Origin of the sequence: Streptomyces kronopolitis, assembly GCF_050953795.1 — a bacterium.
GTDB classification, from domain to species: domain Bacteria; phylum Actinomycetota; class Actinomycetes; order Streptomycetales; family Streptomycetaceae; genus Streptomyces; species Streptomyces kronopolitis_A.
This window is the reverse complement of the sequence record NZ_CP191850.1, coordinates 4,866,625-4,890,260: the sequence shown is the minus strand read 5'-3', so window position 1 is coordinate 4,890,260 and position 23,636 is coordinate 4,866,625. Positions and strand designations below refer to the sequence as shown.

Below are 23,636 nucleotides of genomic sequence, written 5' to 3'. Positions count from 1 at the left end.
CGGAGTTCCCGCACGACCCCTATGCAGAAGCGGCAGCACAGGATCCGGCCGGGGAAGGTCCGCACGAGAGGAACGGGCCCCGAGCCGTCGCAGGATTTCGACGCAGCCGCCGCCCACCCGCTTTTGACACCCCCGCACCCGCTCTGTACGTTCCCTTCCACCTGGACCTGACGACTCGTCAGATTCCTTTCCCCGAAACCCCCTTACGGAGAGAACATGCAGGTGAAGAGGGCCATTTCCGCCGCGATGCTGGTGGCGGCGTGCACGTCCGGCCTCTCGGTGACGGCAGGCGGCACCGCCCAGGCACAGGGCGGGGACGGCGACGAGAAATCAACCGGCGGCTCCGTCTCGGTGAATGCGCAGACCGCACGCCACAAGTACGGCATACCCGAGGGCAACTACGAGAAGTTCCGGGATTTCGCCAACAAGTACGACGTGGTGATCGACGTCCGCCCGTCGAATACCTCCGCCCCGAACTGGCTGGACAAGGGCGCCAAGCCGAAGCCGGAGGACATCAAGTCCAAGACGGTGAACGATCTCGATTGCTACCTCGGCGCCGAGGAGTGGCAGATCGGCCTCGTGGGGTACTTCAAGCCGCAGAAGCCGAACGTCCCCTGGTACACGCTCCCCGCCAAGAGAAACGCGATCGAGGAGCGCTACCGGCAGCGGCTCCATGAATTCAAGACGCTGGCCCCGAAGATCGAGAGCTTGTCGAAGAAGGGGAAGTTCATCCATGACAACAAGCTGATCTGGAAGGTCGACGAGGACGGCCAGGTATGGGAGCTGACCGGCGACCACGACCTCTACAACATCCACACCGCCGACGGCAAGAAGGTCGCCCCCGAACTGCACGACGAAATCATCGCGCAGATGAAGCGGCAGAACATGGCCGTGGCCCACGGCGCCCACCGCTTCTGGGATCCGCAGTCGTCCTTCGACCACGTCATCTTCGAAAAGATCGTGAAGTCCCACCAGCCCGGCGGCGAACCGCTGCTGAGGTTCGCGCCGAACGCGACCACGGCCAAGCTGGCCTGGGACAACGGTTCCTGATCAGACGGGCCCGGCGGGCGCCACGAGCTCGCCGGTGCGGCCGCGCCCGCCGGTGTCCCGGACGACACCGGCGGGCGCGGCCGTCGTCCGCGGCGCCGGGGAAGTGCGGCCGGTCACCGCTTCGGTCCGCGGCGCAGCAGTCTGCGCAGGCCGACGACCAGGGCGGTGGCGGCGGCGAGGACCATGGCGCCCTTGACGAAGGACGGGTCCAGGTCGGTGTCCGACGTGCCCTTTCCGGAAGGGTGGTGCGCCGGGTCGCCGTTCTCGGGGTCGGACCTGGCGGTGTCGGGCAGTTGGCCGTCGCTGAGGCCGACCGGCTTGACGTCGCTGTCCGCGCCCTCGGAGCCGTACATCAGGGTGCGGCCGTCGGGGGTGAAGGTGACCGACTCGCCCTGCTGCTGGATCGGTACGCCCACGCTGCCGAGGTCCTTGGGGCGGCCGTCCTGCCAGCGGAAGATCCGGGCGCCGAAGTAGCTGCGCAGCACCAGCCGGGTGCCGTCCGGGGAGAACGCGCCGTCGGTCACCCACAGATCGACCGGCGCGACCTTGCGGAAGGTGTTGGTGGCGCCGGCGGTCAGCCGCTGCGGGCCCGCGTAGAGCGCGCCGCCGCCGTCCTGCTTCTTGCTGGCGATATAGACGCGGCCCGTCTTGGGGTGGACCATCAGCGCCTCCGCGTCACGCGGCCCGTCCGCGTACTTCACGGTGAACTGGGTGGCGGTGACGGTCGCATCGCGCAGCGTCTTGGGTTCGGGGAAGCGGTAGATCCAGACGTGGTCCCACGTGCCGCCGAGGTTGTCGCCGATGTCGCCGAGGTAGAGGTTGCCGTCCGGGCCGAGCGAGATCGCCTCGACGTCGCGGGGCGCGCCGATGCCGCGCAGGGTGATCCGGGCGACCGTACGGCCCGACCGGGAGTCGACGGCGTAGACGTAGGGGCCGTCGTCGCTGTCGTTGTGGGTCCAGTAGATCCCGGGGTGCGCCCGGCTGGCGGCCAGACCGCTGGACTCGGTGATCCGGGAGTCGCCGATGGTGAAGCCGTCGGGCTCGTCGGCGGCGGCGGGCACCACGGACGCCGACCACAGGATTCCCGCGGCACCGGCCGCGCACAGAAGCGAACGCATGGGCATACAGTGCCATCCCGGGCGCCGGCACGGGGCAGCCCGCGGGCCTCACGACGCCCGGCGGACGGGGCGTGGCCAGCGTCACGTACCGGGCAGTAGGGGTTCTCGGCCATCATGACCGGATGAGGATCATGTTCGTCGGTGACTCGATGACGATAGGAAGCACCGGCGATTTCACCTGGCGCTACCGGATGTGGCAGCACCTGAACGCGACGGCCGCCGACCCGTACCGCATCGTCGGCCCGCGCCGTACGCTCCATGACCCCGTCACCGGCACCGCCGACTCCTCCGCCTACGCCGACCCCGGCTTCCCCGAGGAGGCACGCGGCCATCTCGCCGGCTGGGGCGAGGGCTGGCTCCACATGGCGCCGGTGATCGGCGACGCGGTGCGCCGCCACGGGGCCGACACCCTGCTGGTCTCGCTCGGCCTGATAGACCTCGGCTTCTACACGAACGCCGAGCAGACCGCGCAGAACGTCCGGCTCTTCGTGGCGAACGCCCGGGAGGCCGCGCCGCACCTCCGGGCGGTGCTGATGCCGGTGATCCCCAATGTGCGGGCCGCGACGGACACCGCGTTCGGGGCCCAGTGCGCGCGCTTCAACGAGCTGCTGGCCAAGGCCGTCGCCGAGCTGTCCGTCCCCGGCTCGCCGTTGCTGCTGGCCTCCGAGCCGGAGGGGTGGGACATCGAGGGCGCCACCCATGACGGGACACACCCCTCGCAGCGGGGCGAGCGGCTGCTGGCGGGGGCGTTCGCCGGCGCGATGCACCAGGCGTGGGGCGTCGGCGGGCGGTATGCCGCAACCGAGGTGCGGGAGGCCGTGCCGACGCCGTGAGTGGAGCGGCCTGCGGTACCGGCCGGCCGCTCGTGACGTGCTCAGGAAGGTAGCGGCGCCGTCCATGAGTCGGCCAGCGCGCAGAGGTCGGCCAGCGCGGCTTCCGTGCGAGCGCGGTCGCCGGTGACCAGGAAGTCGGTCCGCAGGCCCGCGTAGGCGCTGTTCAGAAACGTGGCGCTGACCTGCGCGGGGCCGGCGGCGAGGCCGCGGGCGCGGAAGGCGCCGGCGACGAACTCGGCGCGGTCCGCGAGGAACTTCGGGACCCGGCCGCCGAGCCGGCCGGCCGCCGCCAGCCCCTCGATCTCGTGGAGGAGGCGGGTGGCGCCGAGGTGTGCGGGCTCCAGTTGGCGCCGCCAGGAGTCCCGGACGAGCCCGCCGATGCCGCGCGAGACGTCGTCCCAGCCCTCGGTGGCACGCAGCTGGGCGTGCTGGAGCTCGTCCAGCCGCGCGAGAACGGCCGTGAGGAGGTCGTCCTTGTCCGCGAAGTGGTGGGTGAGCACCCGGGTGCTGTGCCCGAGCGCCCGGGCCAGCGGGCGCAGCGAGAGATTGACGAGTCCGGTCTCGGCGAGGTGGCCGAGGGCCGCGTCGAGGATCTCGGTGCGGCGGTGGGGGTCGCGGGGCCTGGCCATCGGTCGGACTCCTCGGGGGCGGGATCGCTGGGCGAACGGGGCTCCGGGCGCCGCGAGCCGCGCGGGACCTGCGCGGACCCGCCACCCACCCTAATGAACGTCGGCGACTTGACTTCTCGTCAGGCACACGGGCGACACCGGCGCCGTCCCGCGGCACCGTCCACAGGTCCTTGCTTCGAGCGCACTCCAGGGCGTTGGCTGAGGAACCATGAAGTACACGCAGCTCGGACGCACCGGACTCAAGGTCAGCCGACTCGTCCTCGGCACGATGAACTTCGGACCCCAGACGGACGAGGCCCAGAGCCACACCCTCATGGACGCGGCGCAGAGCGCGGGCGTCAACTTCTTCGACACCGCCAACGTCTACGGTTTCGGCGCCGACAAGGGCCGCACGGAGGAGATCGTCGGCTCCTGGTTCGCCAAGGGCGGCGACCGGCGGGACAAGACCGTGCTGGCCACCAAGGGCTACGCCAACATGGCGCCGGAGGGCGGCCCGGTCTGGCCCAACCACGACAAGCTCTCCGCGCTCAACATCCGCCGCTCGGTCGACGCCAGCCTCAAGCGCCTGCGCACCGACCACATCGACCTCTACCAGTTCCACCACGTCGACCGGGACACGCCCTGGGACGAGATCTGGCAGGCGATGGACGTCCTGGTCCAGCAGGGCAAGGTCCTCTACGTCGGCTCCTCCAACCACGCCGGCTGGCACCTCGCGCGCGCCAACGAGACCGCCGCCCGTCGCGGGACATACGGCCTGGTCAGCGAGCAGTGCCTGTACAACCTCGCCGAGCGGCGCGCCGAGATGGAGGTCATTCCGGCCGCCGAGGGCTACGGCCTGGGCGTGATCCCCTGGTCGCCGCTGCACGGCGGGCTGCTGGGCGGCGCGCTGCGCAAGGAGCGCGAGGGCGGCGGGGCCCGCTCGGCCGTCGGGCGCTCGGCCGAGGCCCTCGCCAACTCCACGGTCCGCGCCCGGATCCAGTCCTACGAGGACCTGCTCGACAAGCACGGCCTGGCGCCCGGCGAGACCGCGCTGGCCTGGCTGCTCTCCCGTCCCGGCGTCACCGGCCCGATCGTCGGCCCGCGCACCGAGGAGCAGCTCTCCTCCGCGCTGCGCGCCGTCGAGCTGACCCTCACGGACGAGCTCCTCGCCTCGCTCGACGAGATCTTCCCCGGGCCGGGGCCGAGCCCGGAGGCCTTCGCCTGGTGAACGGTCCGGGCGCCCGGAGCCGGCGACGGCCGGATACCGGGCGTCCGTCGGCGGCCGCGGTGGTGGCCGCCTCGTTCGCTGCCGGTGCCGGTGCCGGTGGCGCCACGGGTGTGCTCAGCGCAGCGCCGCCGCCACGACCACGACGACGAGCAGCACGGCGAGAAGTCCGGACATGATCCGGTTACGGGTCTTGGGATCCACCCTCTGAGCGTAACCGGGGCAGATCCGAACGTTTCATCGGCCCATGGAGGGGCGGCCGGGAGCCCGGCGGCTCAGTGGCTCAGGGGCCAGGATCCCACCGCCTCGTACCGGGGGTGGTGGCCCGCCTCGCCCGAGCCGGGCAGCCGGCTGTGCATCAGGGCGAGGGTGTCGACGGTCCAGGGGGTGCCGGCGAACTCCTTGAGGGCGTCCGCGTAGGGACGCAGGTCCAGGTGCGGGACCCGGTTCCGGGCCAGCGTGAGGTGCGGGGTGTACGGGCGGTGCTCGTCGTCCATGGCGAGCCCGGCCCGGCGGCCCGCCGCCGACGCCGAGTCGGCGAGCCGGCGCATGGCGGGGCGGTCGCCGTCCGCCCCGGCCCACACCACCCGGTCCGAGAAGCGGCCGCCGCCGGCGATCCGCAGCGCGTAGGGGTCACGGCGGTGGGCGGCGCGGGCCAGTCGCTCCCGGAGCTGCGGCACGACGTCCTCGGGCACCTCGCCGTAGAAGGCCAGGGTGAAGTGCCAGCCCTCGCGGCCGGTCCACCGCAGCCGGTCGGCGGCCGGGAGCGCCCTCAACCGCGCGACCTCGGCGGCCAGTTCCTCCAGCGCGTGAGCGGAGGGCAGGACGGCGGCGAAGAGTCTCATGCGGCCAGTGTGGCGCAGCGCACCCGGGGTCCGGGGGAATCCGGGGGTGCGGCCGGAACCGGCCCCGGCCGGGGCCCGGCCGCGCGGGCTTGTACGGGCCCCGCGCGGCCCCGTCCCAGGAAGTGATCCGAACGACACCCCCTCTAGGCGGCCGGCGTCAGATCCTTCTCCGTGGACGCGGCGCGCCCACAGTCCCGGGGGACGACGGCGAGGTGCCGGCGGCCGCGGCGCAGGTCGACCTGGAGGCGCAGACCGCCCACCCGCGCGAGGATCAGCCCGATGACGACCGCGGCACCCATGGAGATCGCGCCGCCCACCACGAAGCCGGTCCGGGCGCCGAAAGTGTCGGTGACCCAGCCGACGAGGGGGGCGCCGAGCGGCGTGCCGCCCACGAAGACCATCATGAACAGGCTCATCACCCGGCCCCGCATCAGCGGATCGGTGGCCATCTGGATACTCGAATTGGCGGTGACGTTGATCGTCAGCCCGACCATGCCGATCGGGGCGAGCAGCGCAGCGAAGACCCAGAACGAGGGGGCGAGCGCGGCGGCGATCTCCAGGGCGCCGAAGACCAGCGCGGCACCGACCAGCAGTCGCAGCCGGGAGCGGGCCCGGCGGGCCGCGAGCAGCGCGCCGATCAGCGAACCGGCCGCCATCAGCCCGTTGAACAGGGAGTAGGTGCCGGCGCCCTGGTGGTAGACGTGATGGGCGAACGCGGTCAGCCAGATCGGGAAGTTGAAGCCGAAGGTCCCGATGAAGCCGACCAGCACGATGGGCCAGATCAGGTCGGGCCGCCCGGAGACATACCGCAGGCCCTCCCGCAGCTGCCCCTTGCTGCGCGGCACCCGCACCACCTCGTGCAGCTCGGACGTCCGCATCATCAGCAGTCCGGCGATCGGGGCGAGGAACGACAGACCGTTGAACAAGAAGGCCCAGCCGCTGCCGAACGCGGTGATCAGCACACCGGCGACGGCCGGCCCGACCAGCCGCGCCGACTGGAAGTTGGCGGAGTTGAGGCTGACGGCGTTGCGCAGCTCGTCCTGGCCGACCATCTCGGAGACGAACGCCTGCCGGCAGGGGTTGTCGACGACGGTGACCATGCCGAGGGCGAAGGCGACCAGGTAGACGTGCCAGACCTGCACCTGCCCGCTGAGCGTGAGCACGGCGAGGGCCAGGCCGGTCAGGCCCATGGCTGACTGGGTCAGGAACAACAGGGTCCGCTTGGCGAAGCGGTCGGCGATGACGCCGCCGTAGAGGCCGAAGAGCAGCATCGGCAGGAACTGCAGCGCGGTGGTGATGCCGACCGCGGTGGAGGAGCCGGTGAGGCTGAGCACCAGCCAGTCCTGGGCGATGCGCTGCATCCAGGTGCCCGTGTTGGACACCATCTGGCCGGTGGCGAAGAGGCGGTAGTTACGTATGCGGAGCGAGCTGAACGTGCCCTTGCGCGGTGTGGCGGCGGGGCCGGCGGCGAGCGCCGGGGCGGGGCCCGGGGCGGTCGCGGTCGCGTCGTCGGAGACCGTGTCGTCGTGGGAGTTCGGTGCGGGGGCGGAGTGTGCTCCGGATCCCGTACTCAAAGTGGGTTCGCCTCCTCGGCTTCGGGGGTTCTACAACTGTGCGAGCTTCTCCAGCACGGGCGCGGCGGCCCGCACCTTCGCCCACTCGTCCTCGTCCAGCCCGGAGGCCAGCTCGGCGAGCCAGGCGTTGCGCTTGCGACGGCTCTCCTCGAGCATCGCCTCGGCCTGTTCGGTCTGGGTGACGACCTTCTGACGGCGGTCGTCGGGGTGCGGTTCGAGCCGGACCAGTCCCTTGGCCTCCAGCATGGCCACGATGCGCGTCATCGACGGCGGCTGCACGTGCTCCTTGCGAGCCAGCTCCCCGGGGGTGGCGTGGCCGCAGCGGAACAGGGTGCCGAGCACCGACATCTCGGTGGGGCTCAGCGATTCGTCGACCCGCTGGTGCTTGAGACGGCGCGACAGGCGCATCACGGCGGACCGCAGCGCGTTCACCGCGGCGGCGTCGTCTGGGGGCACCTCACGGCCGTCAGGCTCGGGGCGGGACAGTTCCGGCATGTTCCTTAGCGTAACTCATTACCTTAGCTAAGGAGAGCGCGGGTCCCCCTGTGATTCACCCGAACGAGTGAGGGCGCGTAGGAAAGTGACGCGCCTGACGGCAGGGGGACGGGACCGTGTGCGCATGGGAACGCAGGTGCTCAGCGTGCGGGTGGACGGGGAACTGCTGGAGCGCATCCGGCAGCATGCCGCAAAACGCGGAATGAGCGTCCAGGACTATGTGGTCCGGACGCTCATCCGCGAGGACTTCGACGAGCGGTTCCAGTCCTCGCTCGACAAGTCGGAAAAGCTGGGGTTCCAGTAGCTACTTGACCCCGAGGGCGACCTCGATCGGGTGGAGCAGGAAGTAGACCAGGAAGAAGAATCCGACGACGTTCAGCAGCCAGGGGATCTCCTTGAAGCGCCCGGTCGCCGTGCGCAGCAGGATGAAGGCCAGGACACCGAGGCCGATGCCGTTGGTGATGCTGTAGGTGAACGGCATCGCGACCATCGTCAGGAACGCCGGGATGCCCACGGTGAAGTCGTTCCAGTCGATGGCCTTCACGTTCGAGGCCATGATCAGGAAGCCGACGACCACCAGCGCGGGCGTCGCGGCCTGCGCGGGGACCACGGTCGCCAGCGGCGTGAAGACCAGCGCCAGCAGGAAGAGGCCGCCGGTCATCAGGTTCGCCAGGCCCGTGCGGGCGCCCTCACCGACGCCGGCGGTGGACTCCACGAAGCAGGTGTTGGCCGAGGCGGAGCCGAAGCCGCCGCCCGCGACGGCGATGCCGTCGACCATGAGGATCCGGCCCATGTTCGGCAGCTGGCCGGTCTCGTTGTCCAGCAGACCGGCCTCCTCGCCGACGCCGATGATGGTGCCCATCGCGTCGAAGAAGCCGGACAGCAGCACGGTGAAGACGAACAGGCAGCCGGTGAGCACACCGACGTCCTTGAAGCCGCCGAACAGGCTGATCTGCCCGATCAGCCCGAAGTCCGGGGTGTCGATGATCTTGCTCGGCACGTTCGGGACCGCCAGCCCCCAGGCCGCGTCCGGGATGGTCACCAGCGCGTTGATGACGATCGCGACGACGGCCATGCTGACCATGCCGATCAGGATCGCGCCCTTGGTCTTGCGCACGACCAGCACGAACATCAGCACCAGACCGGCCACGAAGACCAGCACCGGCCAGCCCTGGAGCTGCCCGCCCTGACCGAGGCCCAGCGGGACGGTGGTGTGCGCGGCGTCCGGGTTACGCGTCACGAAGCCCGCGTCGACCAGGCCGATCAGCGAGATGAACAGACCGATGCCGATGGCGATGGCGCGCCGCAGCCCGTTGGGGATCGCGTCCATCACCCGCTGCCGCAGACCCGAGGCGACCAGGATCATCAGCACCAGACCGGCGAGCACGACCATGCCCATCGCGTCCGGCCAGCTCATCTTGGGCGCGAGCTGCAGCGACACCACGGCGTTGATGCCCAGGCCCGCGGCGACGGCGATCGGGACGTTGCCGATGACGCCCATCAGGACCGTGCTCAGACCGGCCATCAGCGCGGTGGCGGTGACCAGCTGGGCGTTGTCGAGGTGGTGGCCGAATTTGTCGACGCCGGAGCCGAGGATGATCGGGTTCAGCACGATGATGTAGGCCATCGCGAAGAACGTCGCGAGTCCGCCGCGCAGTTCGCGGCCGATCGTCGACCCCCGCTCGGAGATCTTGAAGAAGCGGTCGAAGGCGCTGGCAGGCGGCTTCGGGCCGGGGTTCGTGAGGGTGTCGACCGGCGGGGTGGCCGAGGGGGACATGCGGACCTCAGAGGGACGGGCCTGGGCAGGCGTGGGGGCCCGAGGGCCCGGAACACAGACAGGTACGGAAACAGAAGCAGGAGAAGAGGGATCAGATTGGATGAATCGACGATCCCATCCAGTCAGATCCAGAAAGGTTCAGTATGAATAAACAATTCGTTGATCGCTATCTCCGCGCGTAGACCCTTGGGGCGCGCGTCGTCCCGCGTGCCGTCCGTCCCTCGCAGCCCCCGCGGCCGCCTCCCCCACGCCGCCCGCGGTCCCCGCTCCCGGCCCCCGTAAGCTGGGCGCCATGTGGAAGAAGTCCGAACTGCGCGAGGCCCCGGCGCCTCTGGAGGGCCCCGTCGTCGGCACGGTCACCGGCGGCACCATCATCTGGTTCGTGCTCTTCCTCGGCCAGCTCCCCTTCTACGGCTGGTACGCCGACCACGGCCACGCCTGGTGGGTGTGGACCTGCCTGGCCGGCGGCGGCCTGGGCCTGGTGGGCATCTGGTACGTCCGCAGGCGCGACGCCGCCATCAAGCGGGCCGCGGCGGCCGCCGACGCCGCCTCCTGAGCGCGGCACCCGCCCGTAGCGGACCGCGCCCGCACCCGCCCGTCCAGCGGGTGAAGTGGACATCGCGCCCGTAACGTCGAGGGCATGACGGAGCGGGCGAGGGCCGACACCGAGCATCACGGGCCCGGCGGCGAGCCGGCTCGCCGGCCCGTCCGGGAGCCGGTCCACCCCGGGCTGAGCGCCGCCGAGGTCGCGGAGCGGGTCTCCCGGGGCGAGGTCAACGACGTTCCCGTACGGTCCTCCCGCTCGACCGCCGAGATCGTCCGCGCCAACGTCTTCACCCGCTTCAACGCGATCATCGGCGTGCTGTTCGTGATCATCCTGATCGTCGGGCCGCTCCAGGACGGCCTGTTCGGCTTCGTGATCGTCGCCAACACCGGCATCGGCATCGTCCAGGAGCTCCGGGCCAAGCGGACGCTGGACAACCTGGCGGTGATCAGCGAGGCCCGGCCGACCGTGCGGCGCGACGGTGACGACGTGCGGATCCCCACCGCCGAGGTCGTCCTCGGCGACGTCCTGGTCCTCGGCCCCGGCGACAAGGTCATCGTCGACGGCGAGGTGCTGGAGTCCGACGGGCTGGAGATCGACGAATCGCTGCTGACCGGCGAGGCCGACCCGGTCCTGAAGAAGCCGGGCCGGCCGGTGATGTCGGGCAGCTTCGTGGTGGCGGGCTCCGGCGCGTTCACCGCGACCAAGGTGGGCCGGGAGGCGTACGCGGCCCAGCTCGCCGAGGAGGCCAGCCGCTTCACCCTGGTCCACTCCGAACTGCGCACCGGCATCAGCCAGATCCTCAAGTACGTGACCTGGATGATGATCCCGACCGCGATCGGCCTCGTCCTGAGCCATCTGCTGACCCTCGGGCTGCCGGGCGACGAGGCGATCCGGCGGATGGTCGCCGGGATCGTGCCGATGATCCCCGAGGGCCTGGTGCTGCTCACCTCCGTCGCCTTCGCGATCGGCGTCATCCGGCTCGGGCGTAAGAAGTGCCTGGTCCAGGAATTGCCCGCGATCGAGGGGCTGGCCCGGGTCGACGTGGTCTGCCTGGACAAGACCGGCACGCTCACCGAGGGCGGGATGGACGTCCGGGCGCTGCGGGTCCTCGACGGCGACGAGGCGTACGCCGCACAGGTCCTGGGCGCGCTGGGCGCCTCCGACCCACGGCCCAACGCCTCCCTCCAGGCCATCATCGACTCCTATGCGGCGGACGGCTCCTGGCACTGCACCGGGTCGCTGCCGTTCTCCTCCGCCCGCAAATACAGCGGCGCGACCCTCGGCGGCCCGGACGGCGCGCCCACCGCCTGGCTGCTCGGCGCCCCCGATGTGCTGCTGCCGCCGGGCGACCACCGCCTCGCCGACGTCGACGACCTCAACGCGCGGGGCCTGCGGGTGCTGCTGCTGGCCCGGGCCGCACGCGCGCTGGACGATCCCGAGGTCGCCCGGGACGTGCGGCCCGTCGCGCTGGTCGTGCTGGAGCAGCGGCTGCGCCCGGACGCCCCCGGCACGCTGCGCTACTTCGCGGAGCAGGACGTCCGGGCGAAGGTCATCTCCGGTGACAACGCCGTGTCGGTCGGCGCGGTGGCCGCCCACCTGGGACTGCCCGGTGCCGACGCCCCGGTGGACGCGCGCGAACTGCCGTCCGACCGGGTCGCGATGGCGGCCGCGCTCGACGAGGCCGCGGTCTTCGGGCGCGTCACCCCGCAGCAGAAGCGGGACATGGTCGCCGCCCTCCAGTCGCGCGGCCACACGGTCGCGATGACCGGGGACGGCGTCAACGACGTCCTCGCCCTCAAGGACGCCGACATCGGCGTCGCGATGGGCTCCGGCTCCGAGGCGACCCGCGCCGTCGCCCAGATCGTGCTGCTCGACAACAGCTTCGCCACGCTGCCGTCGGTCGTCGCCGAGGGCCGCCGGGTGATCGGCAACATCACCCGGGTCGCCACCCTCTTCCTCACCAAGACCGTCTACTCGGTCCTCCTGGCGATCCTGGTGGCCTGCTGGCAGATCCCCTATCCGTACCTGCCGAGGCATCTGACCCTGCTGTCCACCCTGACCATCGGCATCCCCGCGTTCTTCCTGGCGCTGGCCCCCAACAAGGAGCGCGCCCGCCCGCACTTCGTCCGCCGGGTCATGCGGTACGCCATCCCCTCCGGCCTGATCACGGGCGCCGCCGCCTTCGTCACCTACCTGCTGGCCCGCGGCTACTACACCGGCCCCGGCTCCCTCTCGGCCGAGACCAGTGCCGCCACCCTGACCCTCTTCCTCGCCGCCCTGTGGGTCCTGGCGATCATCGCCCGCCCGTACACCTGGTGGCGGATCGCGCTGGTCCTGGCGATGGGCCTGGGCTTCGTCCTCGTCCTGGTCACCCCCTGGCTCCAGCGCTTCTTCGCCCTGCGCCTGGTCGGCACGACGATGCCCTGGGCAGCCGTCGCGATCGCGGTGGCGGCGGCGGTGCTGCTGGAGATCGCCTGGCGGTGGGTGGGCCGGCGCTTCCCGGCCTGAGCACGGGGCCCGGGCCCCGCCCGCCGGCATCCGCCCCGCCTCCCCTAGAGTCCGTGCACATGACATTCCAGACGGGGGACCGCGGGTACGAGCTGCTGGCGCGCTCGCACCACTCCAGCCACTCCAGCCACTCCAGTTACAGCCGTCACAGCCACTACTCCACCGGCCACGGCTCCGCCGCCGGTATCGACGCCGGCGGCTGGGCGCTGCTCGCGGTCGGCACCGTCCTCGGCGTCGGCTGGGCCCTCGTCAAACGGCGGTTGCGCGCCCGCTGAGGCGGCCCGGATCCCGGCCCGGTCCGGGGTTGCCCACCCGGTGCCCCGCGTCCGGCCGCCCCACTACACTCCGGCCCCATGACACTCCACTCGGGGGACCTGGCGTACAGGGTGCTGGCAAGCTCGCATCACCACTACCACCGCCACACCGGCGGCTCCTACGGCGGCACCGGTGACGGCACCCTCGACTGGTGGGTGTGGCCGCTCCTCACCCTCTCCGCGCTCGTCGTCATCTGGAGCCTCGTCAAGCGCCTCCGCTCGAACTGACCCCGCGCCGCCGGGCGCGGCACGGCGTCAACGGGCTTGCGGCTTCCGTTACGTCAACTCCTACGGTCGTTCCCGTGGCCGGAGAAACCGGCCCGGCGAGGGAGACGCGACATGGCCTGGTCGATCTCGGAGGTGACCCGGATGTCCGGGGTGACGTCCCGGACGCTGCGGCATTACGACGAGATCGGTCTGCTGCCGCCCGCGTGGATCGGGAGCAACGGGCACCGCTACTACGAGGAAGCCGATCTGCTGCGGCTGCAACAGATTCTGCTGATGCGGGAGTTGGACCTGGGGCTGCGCGAGATCCAGGCGGTCCTGGACAGCAGGCTCGACCGGGTGGCCGTGCTCCGCGAGCACCACCAGCGGCTGCTGGCGGAGCGGGACCGGCTGGAGACGCTGGCCCGTACGGTCGGCCGGACCCTCGCCGAACTGGAGGAAGACAAGGACGGCAACCGCATGACGAAGATCAACAGGCCGGAGAACCTGTTCGAGGGGTTCGAGCCCCGGCCCGAGCAGGAGGCCGAGGTCCGCGAACGGTGGCCCGCGCAGTGGGCGGAGTCCCGGCGGGCCGCCGGGACGATGACCGCGGAGGACACCGAGCGGTGGCAGCGCGAGGTGACGGCGCAGATGATCCGCCTCGCGGAGCACATGGTGGCCGGCACGCCGGTCACCGACCCCGCGGTGCAGGCCGAGATCGACACCCACTACCAGGGCGTCCGCCGCTTCTGGACCCCGACCGCGTGCGGGTACAAGGGCCTGGCCCGGACCTACGTCGACGACCCGCAGTTCCGCACGAACTTCGACAAGATCGCCGAGGGGCTGGCCGCCTACCAGCGCGACGCGATGGACGTCTACGCCGACGCCCGCCTGAGCTGACCGACGGCTCATCCGCCGGGGTGCTGCAGACCCCCGGCGACAGCCGGCTCTCCCCCGCCCTGCGTTCACACCCGCACCTCGGGACCCGTTCTCCTCACACGGGACAGGCGGCCCGGGAGCGTCGTAGGGTGCGGCCATGTACGTAGTGGACTTCGTGGAATTCCCCTCCGACTCGACCGCCGCCTCGGGCCGTTTCTTCCAGGAGGCGTTCGGCTGGACACCCACCGAATACGGCCCCACCTACTCCGACATCGGCGGCGCCGGCGTCGGACTGGGGTTCCAGGCCGATCCGAAGGATCAGACCGCCGCGCCGCTGGTGGCCATCCGCACCGACGACCTGGAGGCGGCCCGGACCGCCGTCGAGACGGCCGGCGGTGCGATCACCCTGGAGCCGTTCGCCTTCCCCGGAGGGCGGCGCTTCCACTTCCGCGAGCCGGGCGGCAGTGAACTGGCGGTGTGGCAGCCCGCCGACTGACCGCCGCGGCCCGGCCCGCACACCGTTCCTCAGTCGAGGGCCCATTCCGCTTCCCGCTCCTCCCGCTCCTCCCGCTCCTCCCGCCAGGAACGGTGCGCGGCCGCGATCCGCTCCCGCGCTTCGGCCGGGGATGTCACAGGGCGCATGCGCCGGCGCCGGATCGCCCCGCCCCGGAAGGCGGCCTGGAGGACGGGCGCGTCGGCCGCCTCCCGGGGACGTCACAGCAACTCGCCCCCGGACACGGGGAGAACGGGCTGCGGGGCGGACGAGAGGGCTCCTGCGGGAGGGCGGGCGGGATCGCGAGAGGCATGGCGGCATCATCCCGCCGCCCGGAGGAGGGCGGCGGGAGCGCTGCGCGCCCGGCCTCCGCTCAGTCGAACCAGCGCGCCCGCGCCAGCTCCTCCCCCCGTTCCGCGTCCTCCAGCAGGGCCGCGACCTCGAAGCGGCGCGGCCACTGACCGGCCGCCCAGGCCAGCCCCGCCGCCACGCCCTCCAGGGTCGCCGCGTGCACCGTGCCGTCCGGGGTCCGGCGCCAGTCCAGCTCGGCGGCGCCGCCGGGGCCGTCGACGAGCAACTCCTCGTGCTCCAGGTACGCCTCGGGGGTGGCGGCGCCGAGGAGGGCCCGTACGGCCTGCGGCACCTCGTGGCGCACCCCCTCGGAGCGGACCGCGGCGCCGAGCGCCTCGCTCAGCCGCGGCACCTGGAGCAGCTCCGCCAGCGCGGCGGCGCGCGCCGGGCGCACCGGCAGCAGGGCCAGGTCGCCGGCCAGCGGCATCAGGTCCGGCGCGTCGGCGGCCACCGCGTCGGCCGCGTCCACCACCCGGACCTCCCGGTCGACCACGGCCCGCAGCTCGTCCGGCAGGGTCACCCGGTCGGGGTCGAGACCGGCCAGCATGCCGTAGAGGGCGTGCAGTTGGGCCGCGCCGACGGGCAGGTCCGGGTCGGCGAGCCGGGAGAGCAGCTCCGCCGCGCCGCCCGGCTCGTCCAGGAGCGCGGCCACCGAGGTGCGCACCCCGAGCGCCCGCAGTACCTGCGCGTCGACCTCCCCGGCGTCCGCGGACTCGTACAGCCCGGCCAGCAGCGCGTCCCCGCCGGCGGACCGCAGACCCGCCGGCCGGCGCCCGTCCAGCACCGGATGTCCACGCAGCCACCAGGCGGTGTACGGGCGGACCGACTCGGTGGTGCCGTCGGGGAGCAGGACCCGCACGGGCGCGGTCAGGGCGTCCCGCAGCGGCGGTTGGGACAGCATCGCCAGCACCTGGGGCCAGGCGTCGTCGTCGACCAGGTCGAGGTCGCGGACCGCGACGAGTTCGGTCACCACCGGCGGTACGGGGGTCTGCGGCAGCGTGTCGAGGACGTCCTCGCACCACACGTCCACCGCGTCCAGCAGGCCCACGTCGTCCGGCTCGGCGAAGTCCCCGTCCCGCGGCTCCATCTCGTCCGGGTCGAGCACGACATCGGTGGCCCGGACCAGCGCGAAGGCGGCCATGACGCCCACGGCCGTCAGCGGCTGCTCACCCCACCGGTCCACCAACTCGCCGTCACAGGCGGCGAGTTCCCCCTCCCGGATGACCTGCTCGAAGGCGCTGCCCGGGTACACCAGCTCGCCGGCGGGCGCCGGCTCACCGTCCTCGTCGGGCAGCGCGAGGGCCCCGAGCCAGGGCTCGTCACCCGGCGCGAGGCGGGCGTCCCGGACCAGGCCGAGCACCGTTTCGGCCAGCTCCTCGGCCCCCAGCGGGGCGCCGCCCGTCTCGTCGGCGAAGACGTCGTAGGCGTCCTCGTCCGCGTCCAGGGAGTTCGCCACGGCAGCCCGCACCTGGGGCGTGGTCAGCACCGCGCGCGGGGCGGCCGGGGTGGCGCCCAGCTTCTCCAGCAGCGGGTGCACCGCGTCGGGGTGGGCGACCTTCAGGCCGAGCCGGGCCAGCGTGCGGTGCCGCGCCGCGGCGTCCTCGCCGGAGCCGGGCGGCGGCAGCAGCACCTGACGCGGCCCGATCGTGGTCCGTACGGCGTGCGCCCCGCCGGGGCCCTGGCCCGCCGTCCCCGCCAGCGGCACCGGCAGCCCGCTGAGCAGGTCCGGGTCGGTGCCGGCCAGCGCGTCGTAGAGCCGCCACCACCAGCCGGGCGACCGCTCGACGCCCGCCAGCCGGTCGACCATCTCCCCGAGCGGCACCCGGGCCACGCCCAACGCCCGCAGCTCCGGACGGCGTTCGAGGCCGGCCGGCAGCAGGCTCGGGAACAGCTCGGCCAGCACCCCGACCGTCGCCGCGCCCGCGCCCTCCACCAGCTCGGCGTCCACCGGCCGCAGCACATAGCGGTCCACGCCGCCGTCGTCCGCGTCCCACTCGCCCGCCGCCTCGGGCTCGGCCTCCGCACCGTCCCGCGGCGCGCCCGCACTCGGCAGGAACCGCACCCGCGGCAGCAGTTCCAGCACCTGGCGGCGCAGCTCACCGTCGAGGCCGCCCTTGCCCAGCGGCCCCGGCACCAGGTCGAGGGTGCCGGTCGACACCGGCTGCCACGCGCCCAGCAGCGCGGTGTAGACCGCGGCCGCCCGGCCCACCAGGAAGTCGGCCAGCGGCCCCGGGGCGACGTGCCGCCGGGTCGGCTCCAACGGGAAGGAGGCGATCAGCAGCGCGGGCAGGCCCAGCGGCTCATCGGTCGGTGTCGGCGCGTGCACGACCGGCGCCGTCCCCGGCCGGGCCGGCGCCCCCTCGCCGTCCACCGGCACCGCCCAGGTCACCGACCAGACCGGCCGCAGCCGCTCCTCGACCGGCCGGTCCGCCAGCAGCGCGGCGTCCAGCGGCCCGCTGTCGCTCGCCACCCGCCACCGGGTGGCGCCCCGCTCGCTGTCCTCGATCAGGACGTACGCACCGTCCTGCCGGCGCCGCAACTCCCGTACGCCCTCGGGCGTCTCGACCACGACCTCGGCCAGCCCCGGCAGCGTCAGCAGCAGCGCCGCGTCGATGTCGGCCAGCAGCCGCCCGGCGAGATCCTGCGCCGCGACGTCCCGCAGCGGCAGCACGACGGCGGTGTCGTACCCCTCGGGCGCGCCGCCCTCCGCGGGCAGCGGCAGCCGCAGCAGCGGAACGTGCCCGTCCCGGCGGCGCAGTTCCCCGCCCAGGCCGGGGCTGTGCGCCGCCACCTCCTCCGCCATCGCCCGGGCCTCGGCCAGCGACCAGCGCACGCCGCCGGTACGGCCCACCAGCGCCGGCTCGTCGCTCACGGACAGCACCGCGGCGAACCCCACACCGAACCGGCCGACCGCCCCGGCCGCCGCACTCGGCTCCCGCTTCGCGGAGGCCCGCAGCGTCGACAGCGACTCGACACCGGTGGCGTCCAGCGGGGCACCGGTGTTGGACGCGACGAGCACGGCGGGCGCGTCGCGGTCGGCCGCGTGCAGGGTCAGCCGGAGCCGCCCGGCGACGCCCGCGCGGGCCGCCGAGTCCGCCGCGTTCTGCGCCAGCTCCACGACGAGCCGGTCACGGTAGCCGCCGAGCGCGAGGTCCTCCTCGGCGTTGGCGTCCTCCCGGAACCGTGCCGGCGACGCGGCCCACGCATCCAGCACGCCCCGCCGGAGCCGCCCCGTCCCGAACGGATCTCCGGCCGCGCCTCGCACCCAGGACGTAGCTGTCACTGTCCGTCTCCCTCGTCTGTTCGCGTGCCATGACGGTATCGCCCCACGTTGCCGGGTCCCGCGCCGTGGTTCTTCCGTGGGTTCTTCCCGCCTTCGGCGGGAGCGGGGTGGTTGTGGGGTGGGACCCCGGTCGCTGTGTGGGGGTGGCGGGGGCAGGGGCTCCGGGGTGGGTGTGTGGACTGCTTCGCTTTACGTCCACACACCCACCCCTCCGCCCCTGCCCCCTCCCGTAGTTGTAGGGCCCCACCCCGGTGGGGGATGAGTCAAAGACAAAAACCAGAAGCTCGGCCCATCCACGAGGAGGCCGAGCTTCTGGCTTTTGACCACTCCCCCCACCGGACGGGGGCGCCGATCCGGACGGGAGGGGGCGGGCCGGAGGGGCCTGTGTTGTGGACGTAAAGCGAAGCAGTCCACAACACAGGCCCCGCAGGACCTCCACCGCCACCACCACACACCACAGGCGCCCCCGCCCAACCACACCCCACCCCGCCGAAGGCGAAACGGCACCCCCCGCCGAAGGCGAACGGCGCCGCAGCCAAATACGTGGGAAGGGCCGCCACACTCAGCTGTGGCCAAGCTCCTCCGCCGGCCCCGACTCCTCCACCGAGCCCCCGTCCCGCTCGGGACGCAACGCCAGCGGTTCGACGACGGTCTCGTCCACCACCGGCGCGGCCGGCCGCGGCGGCTTCGGCATGACGGCGGCCTCGGAGTGCGCCCCGCAGCCGTAGGCGAGGGAGACGACCCGGCCGTCGGCGGGGGCGAACTCATTGGCGCAGACCCCGAAGGCCTGGCGCAGGGAGCCGGTGAGCGGGGTGAGGAAGCCGCAGGTCACACACGTGGCGGGGGCCGCCTGGGCCATCGGGGACTTCGACCCGTAGGCGTCTTCCCAGCGGTCGGCCGCGGTGTGCAGGCCGTAGCGGGACAGGACCCGGGCGCGGCGCATGCCCAGTTCCTCGGCGACGGCCGCGATGCCGCCGCGGTCGGGGGCGGGCTGGATCGCGGGCGAGCCGGGCAGGACGGTCGCCTCCTCGGTGTCCGCGACCTCGGCGGCCATACCCTCCGCGACGACGGAGTTCGGCGGCGGGACGTCGTCGCCGGTGAAGCCGGGCTCCAGCCGCAGGTCGTCGGCCTCGGTGGGCAGCAGGTCGCCGGGGCCCATGTCGCCGGGGCGCAGCCGCTCGCTCCACGGGACCCACTCCGGCGCGAGCAGCGCGTCCGGGCCGGGCAGCAGCACCGTCTCGTCGAGCGTGACGACCTTGGCGCGGGAGGCCCGGGCGACCGTCACGGCCCAGCGCCAGCCGCGGTAGCCGGGCTCGTTGCAGGCGAAGAGGTGGGTGACGACGCGGTCCCCGTCGGCGACGGCATCGATGTGGTCGCCGACCATGCCGGGCAGCGCGGCCTCCTTCGCCGCCTCCCGGGCGAGGTCGACCGCCTCGGCGCACAGGCGGTCAGGGGTACGGCTTCGCATCGCAGCACTCACAAGAATCGATTCTCTCTTCTACGCCGTCTCACGAGCGCGCCAGCCGGAGCTGTCCTTGTCCTGTCCGGACGACCGGCGGTACCGGGGCGGGCGGAGCGGACCTGGGGACCGCGTCGACGTCCGCGCCCGGTCGTTTCGGTCGAGCGCGCCTCTCACGTCCCATTCTGCGGGATCGCGAGGAGGCACGCGGCCAAAAACGACCGCCGGTGGCGCGCTACACACGCTACCCCTTCAGCGGTGTACGACCCCTCGGCGGGAGTGGCAAATGTCCGCGGGAGCGGTCGCGGGGCGGTGCGCCTCGCGCGCCAGCGCGGAGAAAGTGCCCTCTCGTGGGCGAGTTGGGGCAGTATGGCCGGGTGGCTTCCGTAAGGGTGTCGAAGGTGTTGCGGACCTCCCGGACGTCGGCACGGACGCCGTCCGGGGGGTCGCGCGCCTCTACGCGGAGCGGATACGGGGGCGGCCGGGCGCGCCGGGCGGGGCGCGCTCTGGGCCGGGCGCTGCACCGCCCGTTCACCGGCGCGGCGCGCGGACTGCGGCGCGCCACGCATGCGCAGGGCGCGGGCGAATCGGGTCTGGGCAAGCTGATCGAGCTGCACGCGGTGAATTCCGCCGGCGACATGATGATCACGGTCGCGCTGGCCTCGACGGTGTTCTTCTCGGTGCCGACGAACGAGGCACGGGGCCGGGTGGCGCTGTATCTGGCGGTCACCATGGCGCCGTTCGCGCTGCTGGCGCCGGTGATCGGGCCGCTGCTGGACCGGGTGCCGCACGGCCGGCGGGCGGCGATGGCGGGCTCGATGCTGGCGCGGGCGCTGCTGGCGCTGACGATGTCGGGCGCGGTGGCGACCGGCGGTCTCCAGCTCTACCCGGCGGCGCTGGGGGTGCTGGTGTCCTCGAAGGCGTACGGCGTGATCCGCAGCGCGGTGGTGCCGCGGCTGCTGCCACCACGGATTTCGCTGGTCAAGGCCAATTCGCGGGTGACGCTGGCGGGCCTGCTGGCGACCGGGGCGGCGGCGCCGATCGGCGCCGGGCTGCATCTGATCGGGCCCGGCTGGCCGCTGTACGGGGCGTGCGTGGTGTTCGCGGCCGGCACGTTCCTGTCGTTCTCGCTGCCGCACAAGGTCGACTCGGCGAAGGGCGAGGTCCGGGCCCGGCTGACGTCCCGGGAGGCGTCCGTGCGGGCCGCGGCGCGCAGCGGCCGCAAGCCCGGGCTGCGCACCGTCGGGCCGTCGGTGCTGCACGGGCTGCAGGCCAACGCCTGTCTGCGGGCGCTCTCGGGTTTCCTGACGTTCTTCCTGGCGTTCCTGCTGCGGGAGCGTCCGCTGGGCGGGCTGGGGGCGGCGGCCTCGCTGGGGCTGGTGGCGGTGGCGGCCGGCGCGGGCAACGCGCTGGGGACGGCCGTCGGTGCCTGGCTGAAGGCCCGCGGGCCGGAGGCGATCATCGCGGCGGTGCTGGGGCTGGCGCTCTGCGCGACGGTGCTGGCGGCGGTGTTCTACCAGGTGGTGGCGGTGGTCGTGGTGACCGCCGCGGCGGCCGTCGCGGGGCTGTGCCAGGCGCTGGCGAAGCTGTCGCTGGACGCGATGATCCAGCGCGATGTGCCGGAGGGGGTGCGGACCTCCGCGTTCGCCCGGTCCGAGACGGCGCTGCAGATGTCGTGGGTGGTGGGCGGCGCCATCGGGATCTCGCTCCCGCTGATCGGGACGCTGGGGATGGCGGTGGCCGCGGGGCTGGTGCTGCTGGGGGTGGCGCTGGCCGTGCGGGGGCTGCTGAGCGCGGCCCGGCGCGGCGGCGCGACGACCCCCCGGGTGGCCTGACCTCCCGCGGGCGCGCGCCGCGCCGTACCCGGGCGTGGCGTGTGCCGGGGCGCCCGATAGCCTGCCCGTATGACCGCTGCGTTGATCTCCTGGGGCAAGGGCCGCCGTGCCGCTGCCGCCATCGGTGCCGTGTCCCTGGGTCTCATCACCCTCTCCGCCTGCGAGAAGCCGACCGCGCTCTCGACCGTGACCGTCGGATCGACGACGGTGCAGGCCGAAGCCACCCCCGGCTGCGACGGGGACGGCAAGGTCCTCTCCAAGAAGGAGATCTCGGCCTGCCTGACCAAGAAGGGCGACAAGACGATCACCGTGCACCCGGGTGAGAAGGTGCGCGTCGGCGTCGACCCGGAGGTCGCGAAGTCCGGCTGGATCGTCATCGGCGCCGGCCCCGTCATGCGCGAGCCCAGCAAGCAGACCTACCGCAGCTTCGACGCGGACACGCTCTTCATGCAGCAGAACCCGCAGACCGGCCAGACCACGTACAGCAAGGACGTGACCCTCCAGGTCGCCGAGCTGAACTCGGGCGAAGGCCCCAAGGCCATGTGGCACTTCACCCTGAAGCAGGAGAACTGAGCCGGAGGGCCGGATGATGCGGGTCCTGGTCGTCACGGCGGTCGCCGCCGAACGCGACGCGGTGTGCGCCGCGGCGCAGTCCTGCACGGAGGCGACGCTGCCGGGCGGCTACCCGCTGCGGCGGCTGCCCGGCGCGCCGGTGACGATCGAAGCGCTGGCCGCCGGTGTCGGTCCGGCCGCCGCGGCCGCCGGCACCGCCACCGCGCTGACCGCCGCCGCGCTCGCCGAAGCCCCCTACGACCTGGTCGTCTCGGCCGGGATCGGCGGCGGCTTCCCGCCCGGTGCCGCGCCGCAGGCACCCTCGTCCGGCGCGCCCGTGGGGTCGGTGGTGGTCGCGGACGCGATCGTGGCGGCCGATCTGGGCGCCGAGACCCCCGACGGCTTCGCCCCGGTCACCGAGCTGGGCTTCGGCACGGTGCTGCACCGTCCCGAGCCGGCGCTGGTGCGGGCCGTCGCCGCGGCGGCCGGCGCCGCCACCGGCCCCGTGGTCACCGTCTCGACGGTCACCGGCAGCGCGGCCCGCACCGCGGAGCTGGCGGCGCGTCACCCGGGCGTGCTGGCCGAGGCGATGGAGGGGTTCGGGGTCGCCGAGGCGGCCGCCGCGCACGGGGTGCCGGTGCTGGAGATCCGTACGATCTCCAACGCCGTCGGCCCCCGGGACCGCGGCGCCTGGCGCATCGGCGCCGCCCTGGCCGCCCTGACCGAGGCCTTCCGTACGCTTCCCGGAGCCCTGACGGCCGCCGCCGAAGCGGCCGGGGGGTCGCACCATCCCAGCTGAGGAGGACCCCGTGAGCCGGCCGCTGAACATCGCGTACTCACCCTGCCCGAACGACACCTTCGTCTTCGACGCGCTGGCGCACGGCCGCGTCCCCGACGCGCCGGAGCTGGCGGTCACCTTCGCCGACATCGACCGCACCAACGGCATGGCCGAGCGCGGCGAGTTCGATGTGCTGAAGGTGTCGTACGCGGTGCTGCCGTGGGTGCTGGAGGACTACGCGCTGCTGCCCTGCGGCGGGGCGCTGGGGCGCGGCTGCGGGCCGCTGGTGCTGACCCGGGAGCGGGGCGCGGCCGCGGACCTGGCCGGCAAGACGGTCGCGGTGCCCAGCGAGCGCTCGACGGCGTATCTGCTGTTCCGGCTGTGGGCGGCGGCCGAGGTACCGGGCGGCGTCGGGGAGATCGTGGTGCTGCCGTTCCACGAGATCATGCCGGCGGTGCGCGACGGCAAGGTCGACGCGGGCCTGGTCATCCACGAGGCGCGCTTCACCTACCGGGACTACGGGCTGGTCAGCCTGGCCGACATGGGCGAGCACTGGGAGCTCACCACCGGCCTGCCGATCCCGCTCGGCGCGATCATCGCCAAGCGGTCGCTGGGCGGGGCGGCGCTGCGCGACCTGGCCGCGGCGATCCGCAGCTCGGTCCGGATGGCCTGGGACGACCCCGAGGCCTCCCGGCCGTACGTCCTGGAGCACGCCCAGGAGATGGATCCGAAGGTCGCCGACCAGCACATCGGGCTGTACGTCAACGAGTTCACCGCCGGTCTCGGCGAGGACGGCTACGCCGCGGTGCGCGGGCTGCTCACCCGCGCCGCGGCCGAGGGGCTCGTACCTCCCCTCGGCCGCGATGCGCTGAGCTTCGTGTGACGGCTGCCGGACGGGCCGGCGGCGC

Annotated in this window: 22 protein-coding genes; 14 read left to right on the top strand and 8 right to left on the bottom strand. The window is 73.2% G+C overall.

Annotation, left to right across the window (positions count from 1 at the left end; genetic code table 11):
* The first annotated feature begins 216 nt into the window (after nt 1-216).
* Nucleotides 217-1,050: a hypothetical protein gene (locus ACQP17_RS21725; protein WP_433857761.1), complete on the top strand. Its 834-nt coding sequence runs from the start codon at nt 217-219 to the stop codon at nt 1,048-1,050.
* Between the two features lie 113 nt (nt 1,051-1,163).
* Here ACQP17_RS21725 and ACQP17_RS21720 read toward each other — a convergent pair whose 3' ends face one another.
* Nucleotides 1,164-2,168 carry a hypothetical protein gene (locus ACQP17_RS21720; RefSeq protein ID WP_433857760.1) on the bottom strand — a complete coding sequence of 335 codons (1,005 nt, stop codon included), beginning with the start codon at nt 2,166-2,168 and terminating at the stop codon, nt 1,164-1,166.
* Nucleotides 2,169-2,299: 131 nt separating this feature from the next.
* Between ACQP17_RS21720 and ACQP17_RS21715 the strand changes: the two genes are divergently transcribed.
* Nucleotides 2,300-3,001: a GDSL-type esterase/lipase family protein gene (locus ACQP17_RS21715; protein WP_433859968.1), complete on the top strand. Its 702-nt coding sequence runs from the start codon at nt 2,300-2,302 to the stop codon at nt 2,999-3,001.
* Nucleotides 3,002-3,042: 41 nt separating this feature from the next.
* On the opposite strand, the gene ACQP17_RS21710 is transcribed toward ACQP17_RS21715, so the two are convergent.
* Nucleotides 3,043-3,630: a TetR/AcrR family transcriptional regulator gene (locus ACQP17_RS21710; RefSeq protein WP_433857759.1), complete on the bottom strand. Its 588-nt coding sequence runs from the start codon at nt 3,628-3,630 to the stop codon at nt 3,043-3,045.
* A gap of 208 nt (nt 3,631-3,838) precedes the next feature.
* On the opposite strand from ACQP17_RS21710, the gene ACQP17_RS21705 reads away from it, so the two are divergent.
* Complete coding sequence (locus ACQP17_RS21705) at nt 3,839-4,837, top strand: aldo/keto reductase (RefSeq protein WP_433857758.1); 999 nt, start codon at nt 3,839-3,841, stop codon at nt 4,835-4,837.
* 272 nt (nt 4,838-5,109) lie between these two features.
* On the opposite strand, the gene thpR is transcribed toward ACQP17_RS21705, so the two are convergent.
* The 3 genes from thpR to ACQP17_RS21690 all read right to left on the bottom strand — a co-directional run bounded on the left by thpR (nt 5,110) and on the right by ACQP17_RS21690 (nt 7,748).
* Nucleotides 5,110-5,679, bottom strand: a complete 570-nt coding sequence (gene thpR, locus ACQP17_RS21700; protein WP_433857757.1) for an RNA 2',3'-cyclic phosphodiesterase — start codon at nt 5,677-5,679, stop codon at nt 5,110-5,112.
* A gap of 143 nt (nt 5,680-5,822) precedes the next feature.
* Nucleotides 5,823-7,253, bottom strand: coding sequence for an MFS transporter (locus tag ACQP17_RS21695; RefSeq protein WP_433857756.1), 1,431 nt, complete (start codon nt 7,251-7,253; stop codon nt 5,823-5,825).
* Nucleotides 7,254-7,283: 30 nt separating this feature from the next.
* Nucleotides 7,284-7,748 carry a MarR family winged helix-turn-helix transcriptional regulator gene (locus ACQP17_RS21690; protein ID WP_006603817.1) on the bottom strand — a complete coding sequence of 155 codons (465 nt, stop codon included), beginning with the start codon at nt 7,746-7,748 and terminating at the stop codon, nt 7,284-7,286.
* A gap of 124 nt (nt 7,749-7,872) precedes the next feature.
* Between ACQP17_RS21690 and ACQP17_RS21685 the strand changes: the two genes are divergently transcribed.
* Nucleotides 7,873-8,052, top strand: coding sequence for a ribbon-helix-helix protein, CopG family (locus ACQP17_RS21685; RefSeq protein WP_189102823.1), 180 nt, complete (start codon nt 7,873-7,875; stop codon nt 8,050-8,052).
* Here ACQP17_RS21685 and ACQP17_RS21680 read toward each other — a convergent pair whose 3' ends face one another.
* Nucleotides 8,053-9,525 carry an NCS2 family permease gene (locus tag ACQP17_RS21680; protein WP_433857755.1) on the bottom strand — a complete coding sequence of 491 codons (1,473 nt, stop codon included), beginning with the start codon at nt 9,523-9,525 and terminating at the stop codon, nt 8,053-8,055.
* 292 nt (nt 9,526-9,817) lie between these two features.
* On the opposite strand from ACQP17_RS21680, the gene ACQP17_RS21675 reads away from it, so the two are divergent.
* From ACQP17_RS21675 to ACQP17_RS21650, 6 genes are all read left to right on the top strand, one after another.
* On the top strand, nt 9,818-10,081 hold the full coding sequence (locus ACQP17_RS21675; RefSeq protein ID WP_189102826.1) for a DUF2530 domain-containing protein: 264 nt from the start codon (nt 9,818-9,820) through the stop codon (nt 10,079-10,081).
* Between the two features lie 84 nt (nt 10,082-10,165).
* Entirely contained in the window at nt 10,166-12,580 is a 2,415-nt protein-coding gene (locus ACQP17_RS21670; RefSeq protein WP_433857754.1) for an HAD-IC family P-type ATPase, read from the top strand.
* 59 nt (nt 12,581-12,639) lie between these two features.
* Entirely contained in the window at nt 12,640-12,855 is a 216-nt protein-coding gene (locus ACQP17_RS21665) for a hypothetical protein (protein ID WP_433857753.1), read from the top strand.
* 78 nt (nt 12,856-12,933) lie between these two features.
* On the top strand, nt 12,934-13,122 hold the full coding sequence (locus ACQP17_RS21660; RefSeq protein ID WP_433857752.1) for a hypothetical protein: 189 nt from the start codon (nt 12,934-12,936) through the stop codon (nt 13,120-13,122).
* A gap of 111 nt (nt 13,123-13,233) precedes the next feature.
* The gene (locus tag ACQP17_RS21655; RefSeq protein WP_433857751.1) at nt 13,234-13,998 is read left to right on the top strand and encodes a MerR family transcriptional regulator; all 765 of its coding nucleotides are present in this window, start codon (nt 13,234-13,236) and stop codon (nt 13,996-13,998) included.
* 136 nt (nt 13,999-14,134) lie between these two features.
* The gene (locus tag ACQP17_RS21650) at nt 14,135-14,473 is read left to right on the top strand and encodes a VOC family protein (protein WP_433857750.1); all 339 of its coding nucleotides are present in this window, start codon (nt 14,135-14,137) and stop codon (nt 14,471-14,473) included.
* A gap of 370 nt (nt 14,474-14,843) precedes the next feature.
* Here the strand turns inward: ACQP17_RS21650 and ACQP17_RS21645 are convergent, their stop codons facing one another.
* On the bottom strand, nt 14,844-18,104 hold the full coding sequence (locus ACQP17_RS21645; protein WP_433857749.1) for a sacsin N-terminal ATP-binding-like domain-containing protein: 3,261 nt from the start codon (nt 18,102-18,104) through the stop codon (nt 14,844-14,846).
* 562 nt (nt 18,105-18,666) lie between these two features.
* On the bottom strand, nt 18,667-19,572 hold the full coding sequence (locus tag ACQP17_RS21640) for a DUF3027 domain-containing protein (RefSeq protein ID WP_433857748.1): 906 nt from the start codon (nt 19,570-19,572) through the stop codon (nt 18,667-18,669).
* 395 nt (nt 19,573-19,967) lie between these two features.
* Between ACQP17_RS21640 and ACQP17_RS21635 the strand changes: the two genes are divergently transcribed.
* From ACQP17_RS21635 to ACQP17_RS21620, 4 genes are all read left to right on the top strand, one after another.
* Complete coding sequence (locus ACQP17_RS21635; RefSeq protein ID WP_433859967.1) at nt 19,968-21,398, top strand: MFS transporter; 1,431 nt, start codon at nt 19,968-19,970, stop codon at nt 21,396-21,398.
* 69 nt (nt 21,399-21,467) lie between these two features.
* On the top strand, nt 21,468-21,971 hold the full coding sequence (locus tag ACQP17_RS21630; RefSeq protein WP_433857747.1) for a hypothetical protein: 504 nt from the start codon (nt 21,468-21,470) through the stop codon (nt 21,969-21,971).
* A 16-nt stretch (nt 21,972-21,987) separates the two neighbouring features.
* The gene (locus ACQP17_RS21625; protein WP_433859966.1) at nt 21,988-22,749 is read left to right on the top strand and encodes a futalosine hydrolase; all 762 of its coding nucleotides are present in this window, start codon (nt 21,988-21,990) and stop codon (nt 22,747-22,749) included.
* A gap of 10 nt (nt 22,750-22,759) precedes the next feature.
* Nucleotides 22,760-23,611: a 1,4-dihydroxy-6-naphthoate synthase gene (locus ACQP17_RS21620; protein ID WP_433857746.1), complete on the top strand. Its 852-nt coding sequence runs from the start codon at nt 22,760-22,762 to the stop codon at nt 23,609-23,611.
* Nucleotides 23,612-23,636: the final 25 nt, after the last annotated feature.